This window comes from Photobacterium sp. SP02 (assembly GCF_038519165.1).
Lineage (GTDB): Bacteria > Pseudomonadota > Gammaproteobacteria > Enterobacterales > Vibrionaceae > Photobacterium > Photobacterium halotolerans.
The window spans coordinates 34,974-48,551 of sequence record NZ_JASJOJ010000035.1 but is presented as its reverse complement, the minus strand read 5'-3'; the positions used below and the strand labels follow the sequence as shown (position 1 = coordinate 48,551).

12 protein-coding genes are annotated in these 13,578 nt (G+C 48.8%); 6 read left to right on the top strand and 6 right to left on the bottom strand.

Features of this window, described 5'->3' with window-relative positions:
- Positions 1-91 precede the first annotated feature (91 nt).
- The 5 genes from P0Y67_RS14935 to P0Y67_RS14915 all read left to right on the top strand — a co-directional run bounded on the left by P0Y67_RS14935 (position 92) and on the right by P0Y67_RS14915 (position 5,054).
- Positions 92-238, top strand: a complete 147-nt coding sequence (locus tag P0Y67_RS14935) for a hypothetical protein (protein ID WP_446728840.1) — start codon at positions 92-94, stop codon at positions 236-238.
- Positions 239-1,072: 834 nt separating this feature from the next.
- Positions 1,073-1,570: a GNAT family N-acetyltransferase gene (locus P0Y67_RS14930; protein ID WP_342392503.1), complete on the top strand. Its 498-nt coding sequence runs from the start codon at positions 1,073-1,075 to the stop codon at positions 1,568-1,570.
- Positions 1,571-1,885: 315 nt separating this feature from the next.
- Positions 1,886-2,167, top strand: coding sequence for a type II toxin-antitoxin system Phd/YefM family antitoxin (locus P0Y67_RS14925; RefSeq protein WP_027250707.1), 282 nt, complete (start codon positions 1,886-1,888; stop codon positions 2,165-2,167).
- Positions 2,164-2,451, top strand: a complete 288-nt coding sequence (locus P0Y67_RS14920; RefSeq protein ID WP_342392502.1) for a type II toxin-antitoxin system RelE/ParE family toxin — start codon at positions 2,164-2,166, stop codon at positions 2,449-2,451. Before P0Y67_RS14925 ends, P0Y67_RS14920 begins: the two co-directional genes overlap by 4 nt.
- Positions 2,452-3,488: 1,037 nt before the next feature.
- On the top strand, positions 3,489-5,054 hold the full coding sequence (locus P0Y67_RS14915; protein WP_342392501.1) for a glycosyl hydrolase family 18 protein: 1,566 nt from the start codon (positions 3,489-3,491) through the stop codon (positions 5,052-5,054).
- A gap of 147 nt (positions 5,055-5,201) precedes the next feature.
- Here the strand turns inward: P0Y67_RS14915 and P0Y67_RS14910 are convergent, their stop codons facing one another.
- The 4 genes from P0Y67_RS14910 to P0Y67_RS14895 form a co-directional block, all read right to left on the bottom strand.
- Positions 5,202-6,230: a methionine synthase gene (locus P0Y67_RS14910; RefSeq protein WP_342392500.1), complete on the bottom strand. Its 1,029-nt coding sequence runs from the start codon at positions 6,228-6,230 to the stop codon at positions 5,202-5,204.
- Positions 6,231-6,258: 28 nt separating this feature from the next.
- Positions 6,259-7,236, bottom strand: a complete 978-nt coding sequence (locus tag P0Y67_RS14905; RefSeq protein WP_342392499.1) for a DUF1852 domain-containing protein — start codon at positions 7,234-7,236, stop codon at positions 6,259-6,261.
- A gap of 1,240 nt (positions 7,237-8,476) precedes the next feature.
- Positions 8,477-8,926 (bottom strand): GNAT family N-acetyltransferase, encoded by a 450-nt coding sequence (locus tag P0Y67_RS14900; protein ID WP_027250701.1) that lies wholly within the window; start codon positions 8,924-8,926, stop codon positions 8,477-8,479.
- Positions 8,923-9,411 carry an N-acetyltransferase gene (locus P0Y67_RS14895; RefSeq protein WP_342392498.1) on the bottom strand — a complete coding sequence of 163 codons (489 nt, stop codon included), beginning with the start codon at positions 9,409-9,411 and terminating at the stop codon, positions 8,923-8,925. Before P0Y67_RS14895 ends, P0Y67_RS14900 begins: the two co-directional genes overlap by 4 nt.
- Before the next feature lie 195 nt (positions 9,412-9,606).
- Between P0Y67_RS14895 and P0Y67_RS14890 the strand changes: the two genes are divergently transcribed.
- Positions 9,607-10,527, top strand: coding sequence for an aminoimidazole riboside kinase (locus tag P0Y67_RS14890; RefSeq protein ID WP_342392497.1), 921 nt, complete (start codon positions 9,607-9,609; stop codon positions 10,525-10,527).
- 61 nt (positions 10,528-10,588) lie between these two features.
- Here the strand turns inward: P0Y67_RS14890 and P0Y67_RS14885 are convergent, their stop codons facing one another.
- Together P0Y67_RS14885 and P0Y67_RS14880 are read right to left on the bottom strand one after the other, a co-directional pair.
- Entirely contained in the window at positions 10,589-12,217 is a 1,629-nt protein-coding gene (locus tag P0Y67_RS14885; RefSeq protein WP_342392496.1) for a glycoside hydrolase family 32 protein, read from the bottom strand.
- A 142-nt stretch (positions 12,218-12,359) separates the two neighbouring features.
- Positions 12,360-13,349, bottom strand: coding sequence for a LacI family DNA-binding transcriptional regulator (locus P0Y67_RS14880; RefSeq protein WP_342392495.1), 990 nt, complete (start codon positions 13,347-13,349; stop codon positions 12,360-12,362).
- Positions 13,350-13,578: the final 229 nt, after the last annotated feature.

Here is a 13,578-nt window from a genome sequence, read left to right as displayed (position 1 = left end):
TAAGCTAAAAAACAACTGTCGTGATACGTTGAAAAAGTTAAGTGTTCATGTTCAGCCGGAATAAGTGTTCAACTTCGGCGGAATACGCAACATGCACAATGAAGCCAGTAAGGGTAATCAAGCTTTCATCGAAAATATCAAAGATGGGCATCATTTAGCTTACCTAACAGATATCAAATACCTCAGCAGCCATCAGCAGTATATTACCGATGCTTTGGTGGGTAAAAAGTGCTTATAACAAATCAGGGGAAGTGTCGCGCAGCCGACACTTTATCCGGGTGTTGAACAAGCCCGAAGCGGTATGATTACGGAAATAGCTTGATTGAACGCCGGAGGGCGGTGTGGCGGGTTGCCTCTGCTACGGGGGGGCTGGCTTCGAGCCCGATAATTGCGGGTGGGATATTAGCCAACGTCTCAAGGACTTTTTGAGCGTGATATTGTTTTGTTAATCAACGCCTTGCCTTGGTGATCTTCACCGTGGATACTGAAGCTATGTTTGGCTAAATCAATGCTATTGATAGATAGTGACATGTTGATGGCCTCAGGCGATTTCGTAATCAAACTTACCACATGTGGCAAAGCCTGATGAGTGGAGTCCATGTCATTCGTTAGGTTTTAGGAGAACAGTTATTCCAATTGAATTGAAAGCTTTTATTAAGGTATTGATGATTCAAGTTTGTGCTCTACCAGGAGCATTATATTTTTCAAACGCAATAAATTCTCATGATTATTATATTCTGATTGTATTATTAGTTCTCTTTGCCGCATCTTGCTACAGTATCATAACGATGCATAAAGCCCTTACTAAAGCGACAGTCAGCGCGGTAGGGAAAGTGTTCTACTTGCTGTTTAGCTATATGATTTCATTGGTTGTTCCTTTATTTGTGTGTTGTTTTATTCTTTATGCACATGCTTGGGCAGTAGTGGGCTGGAGATAAACCTGACTAACACTTAAAGGCGGATTCGCAACGCGTGGCATTTTTTGCCGAAAATTTATTGATTTAGGTGATATGCGGATGCATCGTATTGCGTTGCTCACCACTTAAGCGGGCATTAATTGGCAAGGAGAAAGATGGAAGTTCAGCTAGTACAAATCAAAAGAGAAGAACGGCACATACTTGAAAATTTGTTCTGCTACTACGTATACGATATGTCAGAGTATATGAAATGGAATCCTGACAAAGATGGCACGTTTGGGGGTTATGACGTTTCAACGTTTGATCCTTATTGGGAACGAAATGACCATACCCCATATTTCATAATGGTAAATAACGAACTTGCAGGGTTTGTTCTGATTCGTCACTATCCTAGTGACTTATCGTTATATGACATCGCTCAGTTTTTTGTACTCCGTAAGTTTAAAGGCCAAGGCGTAGGTAAGGACGTTTTGGAACAGCTAATAAAGACTTTTCCCGGTAAGTGGCAAATTCGAATTCTTCTGGAAAACTCAGGCGCACTCAGTTTCTGGAAGTCTGCTGTTTCCAATATCATTGGTGAAGATTACAGGTTGTCAAAAGCGAAGGATGTCGATCTTCTCATGTTTTTTATCCACTTCGAGATAGCCGGTTAACAAGTATTTAAGAGTAATTCGAAACGCTTGGTATTTTCAGTTCAAGGTTAGGTTTTGTGTTTACGGTACAATGAATTAGGTCAAGTGGTAGCGTTGCTTGCATATGGTCTTCCCGTTGTCAACAACAGCGTCAGTTAATGCAAAGTTTGGGACTGCCCCTCGACATTCGGTCTGTTCACTGACTTTAAGGCCATGACCCTGATGACACAACGCGATTTCGGTCCCTTATTCGTTATAACGCAGCATCAACTTCTTGCTCATCACAGCTGGCTGAACTATCATTTGTACGTTATTTTGTACCAAACGGAGTTCAACATGAGTCGTATTCATTTCGATCAAGATATTCAGCCGTTGTCTGAATTTCGCGCAAGTGTCGCTTCTTATATCAAACAAATCAATGAGACTCGTCGTCCATTGGTAATTACACAACGTGGTAAAGGCGTAGCTGTGGTTCTTGACGTTGCAGAGTACGAGGCAATGCAAGAGAAAATCGAACTACTGGAAGAAATGCGCACAGCAGAAGCTCAATTAGCTTCAGATCTGGGTGTTTCTCATGAAGATGCACGCGCTCAAGTGCTAGCACGCATTAAGAAATGAAAGTGGTTTGGTCTCCTTTAGCGCTTCAGAAGCTTGGTGACGTAGCAGAGTTCATCTCTTTAGATAATCCATCTGCTGCAGAAAAGTGGGTCAATGATGTTTTCGACAAAACGAAGTTACTCGGAAGCATGCCTGAAATGGGGCGCTTTGTTCCAGAAATACCCCACACAAACTATCGTGAAATCATTTTCGGTCACTATCGTATTATTTACAGCTTAGGCCATGAAATCAGAGTGCTAACGATTCGTAACTGCCGTCAAATGTTGTCGGAAGAGGACGTGTAAAACTGCTTTCTACCACGATTATGATGCATCAGCTCTGAAGCATGCCTGTTCATCACGAGCAATAAACCAGCATTCCCCACTCCCCCAGGGGAAAATTCAGGACGAATTTTCAGGTTGTCGGCGCCAGGAGCGCCTACAACCGCACCGGACAGCACCAAAGAACAAAAAGGGCTTTCTGGGTACTCTTTGGCCCACAAAGAGTACCTGGCGCGCATCAAACAAAGCCAAGTGAACCACCGAACTCAAGCGCGACATACCTTCAGACTCAGATATCACCACTCGTCGCCGCACTCATGGTATGGATTGCCGCCTGCGCGGCAATGACAGAGGTAAATTAATGAATGTATGCCTAAAAACGTTCTATCCAACAACGATTCAAAAACCAAAGTTACCCACTCCACCAGGGGAAAATTCAGGACGAATTTTCAGGTTGTCGGCGCCAGGAGCGCCTACAACCGCCCTGGACAACACCAAAGAACAAAAAGGGTTTTCTGGGTACTCTTTTACCTCAAAAGAGTACCTGGCGCGCATCAAACAAGGTCAAATGAACCACAGAACTCAAGCGCGACATACCTCATTCGTACCAAAATCCCAGCCACAACACCCCAAAAAAACTAAAAGAAACCCACTCCACAGGGGAAAATTCAGGACGAATTTTCAGGTTGTCGGCGCCGGGAGCGCCTACAACCGTCCCGGACAACACCAAAGAACAAAAAGGCATTTCTGGTTACGCTTTGTGCCAACAAAGAGTCACTGGCGCGCATCAAACAAGGCCAAGTGAACCACCGAACTCAAGCGCGACATACCTCAACTGCACCAAAATCCCAACCACAACGCATCAACAAAACCCAAGAAACCCACTCCCCAAGGGGAAATAGACATTGATGGAGATCCTATATTCCCGCAAAAAACAAGTTGCTCAGTGACAAACTGTTTTAAACACCACCACAGAACCTTGTGATAACGCAGCCGCAGCACTTGCCGACAAAGTGAAATTGATCCCATATAAGCGATATCCAACGATGAAGGAATCAGCAATGAAGATTGAGTCTGCTTTCAAATGGTGTCCTGCCGCTCTTGCGCTGATGGCTGCAAGCACTTTTGCCTATAGTCATGCCACTGAGCCTGATCTGTTCACCGGCACCCATGGTGAGTTCCAGCAAAGCAGCGGCCATGTGATGGCCACTTATGTCGCCAACTGGTCGAATCCGGCCAGTATCAGCCAGATCAACGGGAACAACCTGACACATATCCTCTACGCATTTTTAGATATTTGCGGTCCGGGTCAACGGGCAGGCCACGAAGCCACCTGCACCGGCAAGCCAGATTTTACGCTGGCTGAAAATAACAGCACGATTGATAAAGCCTTCTCGGCCCAATTCAGTGAACTGAAAACCCGCTTCCCGCACCTGAAAATTCTGCCCTCGATCGGGGGCTGGGGCGGCGATGGTCCGTTCTCCCCTATGTCGATGAACATTAACAACCGGCAGGTTTTCGTTCAGGCCATGGTGGATTACCTGAAAGCAAACCCAGCCTTTGATGGGGTGGATATTGACTGGGAATGGCCGCAAAACCGTGCTGAAGGGGAAGCCTATGCCGACCTGATGATAGATCTGCGGGCTGCGATGGACAAACTCAGCGCCGAAACCAGCCGTGAGTATCTGGTGACATCAGCCATAGCGACAGCAGAGTCCTATACCGCCAAGGTCAACTACCAGCGGGCAGAGCCTGCCATGGATCTGATTTTCCTGATGACCTACGACTTTTTCGGAGCCTGGTCATCTGACAATATCGGCCATCACACCGCGATCAGTGCCCATAGCGGTAACTTAGCTAAAGGGTATGGTTTTGGCGCTGAAGATGCGGTTCAGAATCTGCTTGGTTTAGGCATGCCTGCCGACAAGCTCGTACTGGGCGTTGCCAAGTATGCCAAGGGCTGGGACGGCGTCACCCTCAATCCTCAGGGATCGCCCTTTGGCGGCGTGGCGACCGGAGGTTTTCCGAAAGCGGTGAATCCCTGGGATGTCGAAGGTATCGCGACCTATACCCGTATTTCAGATGAGATCCTCGGGCCGGACGGACAAGGCGTGAACGGCTTCGAGATTCGTTTCGACCCGGATTGTCAGTGTCACTACGCATGGCGTGGATCGGATGCGGCGTTTGTCGGCTTTGATCACCCGGCAGATGTCATCGCCAAAGGCCAGCTGGCTACCAGCAAAAAACTCGGCGGCCTGTTCTCGTGGGAATACGGTCAGGACAATGGCGATCTGCTCAATGCTATGAATATCGGTGTCGGTAATCTGGATATGAACACTCTGCCGGACGTGACAGACTGGCAACCAGATGCCGTCTATCTCGCCGGTGATCGCGTCAGATTCAATCACTTTGTCTATCAGGCCAAATGGTGGTCCCAAAACGACGAACCCGGCCATCCCCACGGGCCATGGGAAAAGTTGGACTTCAGCCATGCGGCCAGCTGGTCTGCGGAGGCCACCTATCAAACCGGTGATCGCGTCACCCACAATGGCATCATCTACCAAGCCATGTGGTGGACACTCAATAACGAACCGGGCGCTCCGAACAGCCCGTGGACGGCCTTGTAAACGTATCGAACAAGGTAACCGTATCGATCAAGGCGAGGAACATATCCTCGCCTTGCATCATTGCGGAGCAGTTTGGTTTTTTGAAAAAAACAATTAAATCAAAAGATAACCCTGCTACTAACCCGGCTAAGCATCTCTGTACTGGTACTAAGCCAATAGCTCTCTTCGGACGATGTCTGCACCTGCACTCAAGGCATTCAGCTTGCCCCTTGCGACGTCGCGGGATAAAGGTGCCATGCCACAGTTGGTGCAAGGATAAAGCTTGTCGGCATCGACAAACTGCAGTGCTTTTCGCAGGGTATTGGCAACTTCCTCTGGCGTCTCAATGGTATTAGTTGCGACATCAATCGCTCCTACCATGACTTTTTTACCCCGAATGAGTTCCAGTAGCTCGATTGGAACACGCGAGTTGTGACATTCCAGTGAGATGATATCGATGTTCGATTGCTGCAGTTTGGGAAACACTTCTTCGTATTGTCGCCACTCTGAGCCCAAGGTCTTTTTCCAGTCTGTGTTAGCCTTGATGCCGTAACCGTAGCAAATATGTACAGCCGTTTCACACTGAAGTCCTTCAATGGCTCTTTCCAAAGCCGCAATGCCCCAGTCATTAACCTCATCAAAAAACACATTAAAAGCAGGCTCATCAAATTGGATGATATCGACGCCAGCGGCTTCTAACTCTTTGGCTTCCTGATTGAGGATTTTGGCAAATTCCCAGGCAAGTTTTTCGCGGCTTTTATAATGGTTATCATAAAGCGTATCTATCATCGTCATGGGACCAGGCAGGGCCCATTTAATGGGTTGATTCGTTTGCTGACGTAAAAACTTGGCATCTTCAACAAAAACCGGCTTGGGGCGACTCACAGGACCCACGACTGTCGGTACACTCGCATCATAGCGGTCACGGATTTTCACTGTCTTACGTTGCTCGAAATCAACGCCGCTGAGGTGCTCAATGAAGGTCGTCACAAAATGCTGACGGGTTTGCTCGCCATCACTGACAATATCAATACCTGCCCGTTGTTGCTCTTGTAATGACACACGTAAAGCATCGTGTTTGCCGTCAGTTAATTCCTCACCTTGCAATTTCCAGGGTGACCAAAGTGTTTCAGGTTCTGCAAGCCAAGAGGGCTTAGGTAAACTGCCAGAAGTTGAAGTCGGTAATAATGTTTTCATAATAGGCTCTATTGTAATTTATCGTTAATTATAAAGCGTAATTAGCAGACCACTGCTCAAGAATACTTTGGTATGGTTTGATGAAGTGTTCCTCAGCAAATTTACCTTGTTCAATAGCCAACTGGTTGCGTTCTGCTCGATCATAAACAATTTGAGTTAATGAATGATCCTGATTCTTCAGATTGGGCTGATATAATTTCCCCGCTGAAGCATTCGCATTATAAATCTCAGGCCGGTAAATCTTTTGAAACGTTTCCATCGTGCTGATGGTGCTGATCAGTTCAAGATTCGTATAATCATTGAGCAAATCACCAAAAAAATAAAAAGCTAAAGGCGCGGCACTGTTTTGAGGCATAAAATAGCGAACCTGCAATCCCATTTTCTTGAAATATTGCTCAGTCAACGAAGACTCATTGGGCTGATATTCAAAACCCAATACAGGATGCTGGTTTTCAGTGCGATGATAGATCTTGCTATCCGAAACACTGAGACAGATAACAGGTGGCTTACTAAAATTAGCCTTGTAAGCATCTGAATTAACAAAGCACTGGAAGAGCTTTCCATGCAGTTCGCCAAAATTATCCGGAATGCTGAATTTGGGTTGATTCTTATTATGATCCAACAGTAATACGCTAAAATCATAATCTCGCACGTAGGAGGAAAAATTATTCCCTACAATGCCTTCAATGCGTTCGTTGGTTTTATGATCAAGAATGTTCGTTTTCAATACTTCAATCGATGGGAAAGCCTGACCACTGCCTTCAATATCCATATCCACTGAAATGATTTCAAGCTCGACAGAATAACGATCGCCTTTTTGATTATCCCAACTTGCCAAAGCATTAAAACGATTGTTAATCATCTTTAAAGTATTGCGCAAGTTCTCTTGACGGCTTTCACCTCGCGCCAAATTAGCAAAGTTAGTTGTGATACGGGTATTATCTGAAGGATGATAATTTTCATCGAAACAAATATTCTTTATCGTAAATCTAAAATCTTTATTCATGGTAACCTGTCATCCAATTTTCTGAGATAATCCTGAATTTATTTCTTTTTCTTTCCGGACTTTACAATTTTATATTTTTGTTTTTTCCAGTCCGTCATCGTCACAGTTGTTTGATTTTCGCCTAATGGCCTTAATCAGAGCCAACTGTAATATTGTATAAAGCTGACAATAGAGTGATTTATACTTGGGTCGAACCATGAATAAAAATGATTTAATTTCATTAATCCATGAGCCGTATTCATGAGTTATGAGAGTCGAACGTTCCCACAAACCATACTAAAAGAAACACCGGGCTCAAACGCGGCATGCCATCAAACCAGACACACCTTAGCCTGCATTTAAAGATAACTGCCCAGCAACGAGTTATAGCCCAAGAAATCTACAACATCAGGGGAAAATTCAGGACGAATTTTCAGGTTGTCGGCGCCGGGAGCGCCTACAACCAACCCGGACAACACCAAAGAACAAAAAGGGCTTTCTGGGTACTCTTTGGCTCAACAAAGAGTACCTGGCGCGCATCACACAATGCCGACAAAGACACCAGACTCAAGCGCGACATACCTTCAAACTCAGATATAACAACTCGTCACCGCACTCGCTGCATGGATTGCCGCCTGCGCGGCAATGACAGAGGTAACTTAATGAATGCAGGCCTCAAAACGCTCTATCCAACAACGATTCAGAATCCAAAGTTACCCACTCTACAAGGGGAAAATTCAGGACGAATTTTCAGGTTGTCGGCGCCGGGAGCGCCTGCAACCGTCCCGGACAACCCCAAAGAACACAAAGGGCTTTCTGGGTACTCTTTGGCCCAACAAAGAGTACCTGGCGCGCATCAAACAATGCCAAGTGAAGCACCGAACTCAAGCGCGACATACCTTCAAACTCAGATATAACAACTCGTCACCGCACTCGCTGCATGGATTACCGCCTGCGCGGCAATGACAGAGGTAACTTAATGAATGCAGGCCTCAAAACGCTCTATCCAACAACGATTCAGAATCTAAAGTTACCCACTCCCCCAGGGGAAAATTCAGGACGAATTTTCAGGTTGTCGGCGCCGGGAGCGCCTGCAACCGACCCGGACAACGCCAAAGAAAACAAGGGCTTTCTGGGTACTCTTTGGCCCATAAAGAGTACCTGGCGCGCATCACACAATGCCAAGTGAACCACTGAACTCAAGCGCGACATACCTTCAAACTCAGATATAACAACTCGCCACTGCACTCGCTGCAAGCGGTTATAAATCCACCCTCAACCGCAGCATATCTTTATGCTGAATACCCAACTCAAAGATTGCCTCATCATAATGATCAAGAAAGAAATCTTTGACGACACTCTCGACCCGAAACCCCAGCCGCTGGTAAAACGTCAGCTGATAACCGAACGTACCGGTCCCCAGCACGACTGACTGAACACCCTGCTCTTTCAGCCGGGGAAATAATGCAGATAACAGCTGCGAGCCTATGCCCTGCTGCTGAAACGCCGGATAGACCGCCAGATTGAAGACTTCGTATGTATTTTCTGCGATCAGCTTGGCAACACAGACCCCGATGATTTCGCCATCAACCACAGCAGCCAGGCAATAAGCCCCGTTCAGATAACGCTGGATACAGGCTTCAGAGGGATCAGCTTCCAGCAACAATGACATCGGGATCTGTGCCGCATCCAGATGCTGAATCTCAATCATGGCAACCTCAGTGTCATGATCAGCTCGTCTGCGGTCTGGCCCGTGACCTGGAAACCGGCTTTTTCATAACGGTGCTTTGCCGCCAGGTTATGTGGATAGACATCCAGCTGGAGTACACAAGCCTGATGCTTTTCAGCCGCCGTGTGTCTGGCCGCATCGATAAGCGCCACGCCGACACCAGTGCCCTGGCACCGGCTTTTGACGTACATTTGTGTAAGCAGCACCGTCCGGTTTTCCAGTTCAGACACACCACACAAACCGACGAGTTGCTCCCCCTCAAATGCCCCCAGCCCCTCAAATGCCCCCAACATAGTATGTTGCGGACTTTGGCTGGCGATACAGCGCTCAAAATGCATGGTTGGCTGCTGCCGCTGCTCCTCATAGTTGGCCCCAAAGCAGTCAGGATGTAACCGCAGGCTTTCCAGACGAATGTCGCGATATGCTGGAATATCAGCAGGGGTTAAAGCACGAATGGTTACTTCCATATCTCTGTCTCTCAGATTTCCTTTTCACCTGCATGTTAACCACAAATTCAACCAGTTGTATAGCCTGTTTCCCACTTAGAATCAGGCGACCAGAACCTCCGGGAACCGGTCAGTATTTGATGTTTTCATTGACCTACTGAAACGATTCAGCAATCATACTTTGCCAAAGGAATGTTTCTGTTTTGGGGAGATACAATGAGCAAAATATGGGTGACTGGCGATGCAGTCGTCGACTTGATACCAGACGGTGAAAACCGCTATCTGAAATGCCCGGGCGGGGCGCCGGCCAATGTTGCCGTGGCGATTGCCCGTCTTGGCGGCCAGGCCGCATTTTTTGGCCGGGTGGGACACGATCCACTGGGGCGCTTTATCAAACAAACCCTGGCCAGTGAGCAAGTGAATACCGACCACATGAGACTGGATGAGGCACACCGAACCTCAACCGTAATTGTCGATCTCGATGCCAGCGGCGAGCGCAGTTTTACCTTTATGGTCAAGCCAAGTGCTGATCAGTTCATGCAGGTATCCGATATTCCTGAGTTCTCAGCCGGTGAATGGCTTCATGTCTGCTCTATTGCGCTGGCCAGTGAACCCAGCCGCAGCAGTACGCTGGAAGCCATGCGCCGTATCAGACGCAGCGGCGGCTTTGTCAGCTTTGACCCGAATTTACGTGAAGATGTCTGGTCCGATACTGACGACATCATTCCCGTGGTCCACCAGGCAATAGCACTGGCCGACGTCGTCAAGTTTTCCGATGACGAACTGCTGTTTCTGACACAGACAGAGAGCCTGGAGCAAGGTCTGGCTGCCATCCAACCTTACAATCATCCCTTGGTGTTGATCACCCAGGGGGCAAAAGGCGCGCTGGTGCTTTTTGACAATACCTGCGAGCTGATGACAGGCCAGACAGTGAGTCCTGTCGATACGACAGGCGCCGGAGACGCTTTTGTTGGTGGCCTGCTGGCGAAGCTGGCGCAGCATCCGGCGTGGGCAAACAGCGAAACCATCCGCGACGCTGTCAGGTGGGCAAATGGCTGTGGTGCACTGGCGACCACGCAAAAGGGTGCCATGACCGCTTTGCCAACCCGGCAGGCTTTACTTGAATATATCGAATAGATGATTCAACAGACTGCCGGGAATCGCCGGGCAGTCTGTTCTCTTTGCTCATTGCTTTGCGCTAAGACGGAAATGGCGCACTGGCCGGGCGGTATGTCCGCAACAACGCTGATCGCGCCTCGCCGGACAGTGAAACGCAGGTCGCTCTGGAGTCGGTAAAAATCCGGGAACTCATTACGGCTTCGCCGCCGTTGACAAAGATTTCGACCGAGGACGTATCAGCCAGAATACGCAGCTGCACACAATCGGATGTCAGGGGCAGTTCGCGAACCGTGTCCTGGGCACGGTTCAGGGTATGGCAGCGGTCCAGGATCAAGGCCCGGCGCTGGCTGTCAGCCCGAATCACAAGGTGTTGCGTTTCATTCTGAAACAGCTGCAATTGATCTCCCCATTGCAGGCTGAGTGACAGATCAAACGCTTTGATTGCCAGATCCAACGGCGTTGCAGAGAGTTGGATCGCCTGCTCTGCGATCACCAGTTTTTCCTGCTCCCGAACGGGCCACTGGCATAACTTGCCGTCACGTACCGTCAGTTCTCTCATGCAGGTTAACTGGTGCACCCAGCCGTTATCGGCGCTAGGCTGATCGACCTCATCCGGCAGTCCCATCCAGCCGCATAACACCCGGCGGCCATCGGGAGTCAGCAGGGTCTGGGGCGCGTAAAAATCAAAGCCGTAATCCAGCGGCTGAAACCCGGCAAGAGTGAGCCTCCCCTGCTCGTCCCAGCAGGCTTTGGCGATGCCATTATGATGAGGAACGCTATTGTGCGGCGAAAATGACGCAATGCCCTGCGGCCCCAGCACAACAAAGCGCTGATCGCCCAGCTCAAAGTAATCCGGGCACTCCCACATATAGCCAAAGTCACCGAGTTCCTCGCCACAGAGCCGGTCAAATGTCCATTGCTTGAGATCGTCTGACTGATAGACAGCCAGCCGGCCTTTCAGATCGTCTGTTTGCGCGCCCAGCAGCATGAGCCACCGGTCCTGATGGCGGATGACTTTAGGATCGCGGATATGTGCTGTCACACCGGGTGGCAAGGCATTGATAACCGGGCCTTGCTTGGTAAAGTGCACACCGTCGGCTGAGGTTGCCAGACACTGCGTGGTCTGCCTGTCCCTTTGTGCACCGATGCGGGTGTTGCCGGTATAAAACAGCATAAGTTCCCCGCCGTGACTGATGGCATGGCCCGAAAAAGCGCCATGGCTGTCAAACCAGTGAGAGGGCGTCAGTGCAACGGGCTGCCAGGTCCAGTTAATTAAATCCGGGCTGGTCAGATGCGCCCAGTGCTTGTCATTATGCGTGCAGGCATAAGGAAACCACTGATACAACAAGTGATAACGGCCATCATGAAAGATAAAGCCATTGGGGTCATTCAGCAGCCCCTGAGGCGGAGAAATATGCCACGAAGGACGAAACTCGCACGGCACCGGTCTGGCAAAGTCCTCAGACCGTGCCTGTTGTCTGGCGGCTATGAGATTTCCCATCGCCAGCAAGTCTTGTGCAGAGACATCTTCAGGACGCCTGAAGGTAACCTGCAGCTTGCCCTGTACCGGCCCGATATGCTCAATCAGTCCGGACTCTCTGACCAGATCGGCATTCAGCACTTCAAAAATCAGTGTATCGTCCGAAATGAGTATCCGGGCGAGATTATCAATACTGCCGCAGAGATCGGATAAGGACTGAAGAGACATATGTGCAAACCTAAATTGGGAACGTTTGCAAAAAAGTACATCAAACTACTGAACTGGACAAGCAGAAAGCGGATATTCCGGTGCGCATGCCGTGATCACAGCCACAAAAAACCCGGACAATGCCGGGCGGTGTCAAAGCGGCTCAGCAGGTTTCGCGGTCGATGTTCTGGAAAGTTAAAACGACTTTGCTCATCACCTGAGGCTTGCCTTCAATGAGTTCCAGCAGCACTCTGGCAGCACTTTCTCCTGCTTTATCAAAAGCATAGTTAAAAGTAGACAAGCTAGGTGAGCAGACAGAGCTCAGCTCGTCGTTCCCGACCCCCAGCACCTTGACGTCCTTTCCTGCGGTTTTTCCGGCGTCCTTCAGCGCGTTGATAGCACCGATCGCAATCCGATCGGTGGCACAAAATACCCCGTCGGTTTGGGTGAAGGTCTCGAGCAACTGTTTCATCTGGCTGTAGCCGGATTCAATCGTGAATTCGCCGTGGCTGTGAAACAACAGCGGCTCGGCCTGACGCATTTGCAGTGCCTGCTGCAGCCCTTCTGAGCGCAGTTTGTCGACGGCGACATCGGAATCGGCAACGCCAATAAAACCAATCTGCCGGCAGCCGGCATTCAATAACCGGTTGCCGGCTTCAAAACCAACCCGGAGATCATCATGAATGATGCTGGGAATATTAAACAGCGATCCATCCTGCCCCACCAGAATGACAGGGGCATAAGACTGCTGAATGGCGTGCACCAGTTGCTGATCGATATGTGTAGCATAAAGAACAATACCCTCCACCCGCTTTTTGTTAAACAGCTGAATATATTCAATTTCTTTTTCAGCGTTTTGCTGGCAACTGGCTAAAAGCACGTGCTTTTGCGCATCGTCAAAGACCTGACTCAGCCCGTCCACTCCCTGCGCTGTGGCATGCGAGGAGACTCGCGGAACAATCACTCCGACTAAGTTGGTTTTCTGTGACTTGAGATCTTTGGCGACCTGGTTGACCACATAGCCCACCTGTTCAACAGCTTTCATGACCTTGATTCTGGTCGCTTTTTTAACGCCATATTCATCATTGATCACGCGTGAGACTGTCGATTTTGAGACGCCAGCCAGCAGCGCCACGTCATGCAAACTTGCCATCGCCTTGGCCTTTTCTTCTAACTGATTGGGATTGTTTGCAAAACTACCAGAATCTCGCCTGATTACCAGTGAGACAGGGCGCTTTATGGCGCGCTATTAGCAGATCCACTTCACATAAAGACGGAATGTGCTTTGACGACACCGGTTTCTTCAAGAAAAATGATTGTTGCAAACGTTCCCGAAATTATAAAACACCATAGATAGTACATAACGATTACAGCCAAATACC

Coding starts and splice junctions, on each gene's coding strand:
- P0Y67_RS14935 (WP_446728840.1), top strand. CDS start 92: ATGCACAATGAAGCCAGTAAGGGTAATCAAGCTTTCATCGAAAATATC.
- P0Y67_RS14930 (WP_342392503.1), top strand. CDS start 1,073: ATGGAAGTTCAGCTAGTACAAATCAAAAGAGAAGAACGGCACATACTT.
- P0Y67_RS14925 (WP_027250707.1), top strand. CDS start 1,886: ATGAGTCGTATTCATTTCGATCAAGATATTCAGCCGTTGTCTGAATTT.
- P0Y67_RS14920 (WP_342392502.1), top strand. CDS start 2,164: ATGAAAGTGGTTTGGTCTCCTTTAGCGCTTCAGAAGCTTGGTGACGTA.
- P0Y67_RS14915 (WP_342392501.1), top strand. CDS start 3,489: ATGAAGATTGAGTCTGCTTTCAAATGGTGTCCTGCCGCTCTTGCGCTG.
- P0Y67_RS14910 (WP_342392500.1), bottom strand. CDS start 6,230: ATGAAAACATTATTACCGACTTCAACTTCTGGCAGTTTACCTAAGCCC.
- P0Y67_RS14905 (WP_342392499.1), bottom strand. CDS start 7,236: ATGAATAAAGATTTTAGATTTACGATAAAGAATATTTGTTTCGATGAA.
- P0Y67_RS14900 (WP_027250701.1), bottom strand. CDS start 8,926: ATGATTGAGATTCAGCATCTGGATGCGGCACAGATCCCGATGTCATTG.
- P0Y67_RS14895 (WP_342392498.1), bottom strand. CDS start 9,411: ATGGAAGTAACCATTCGTGCTTTAACCCCTGCTGATATTCCAGCATAT.
- P0Y67_RS14890 (WP_342392497.1), top strand. CDS start 9,607: ATGAGCAAAATATGGGTGACTGGCGATGCAGTCGTCGACTTGATACCA.
- P0Y67_RS14885 (WP_342392496.1), bottom strand. CDS start 12,217: ATGTCTCTTCAGTCCTTATCCGATCTCTGCGGCAGTATTGATAATCTC.
- P0Y67_RS14880 (WP_342392495.1), bottom strand. CDS start 13,349: ATGGCAAGTTTGCATGACGTGGCGCTGCTGGCTGGCGTCTCAAAATCG.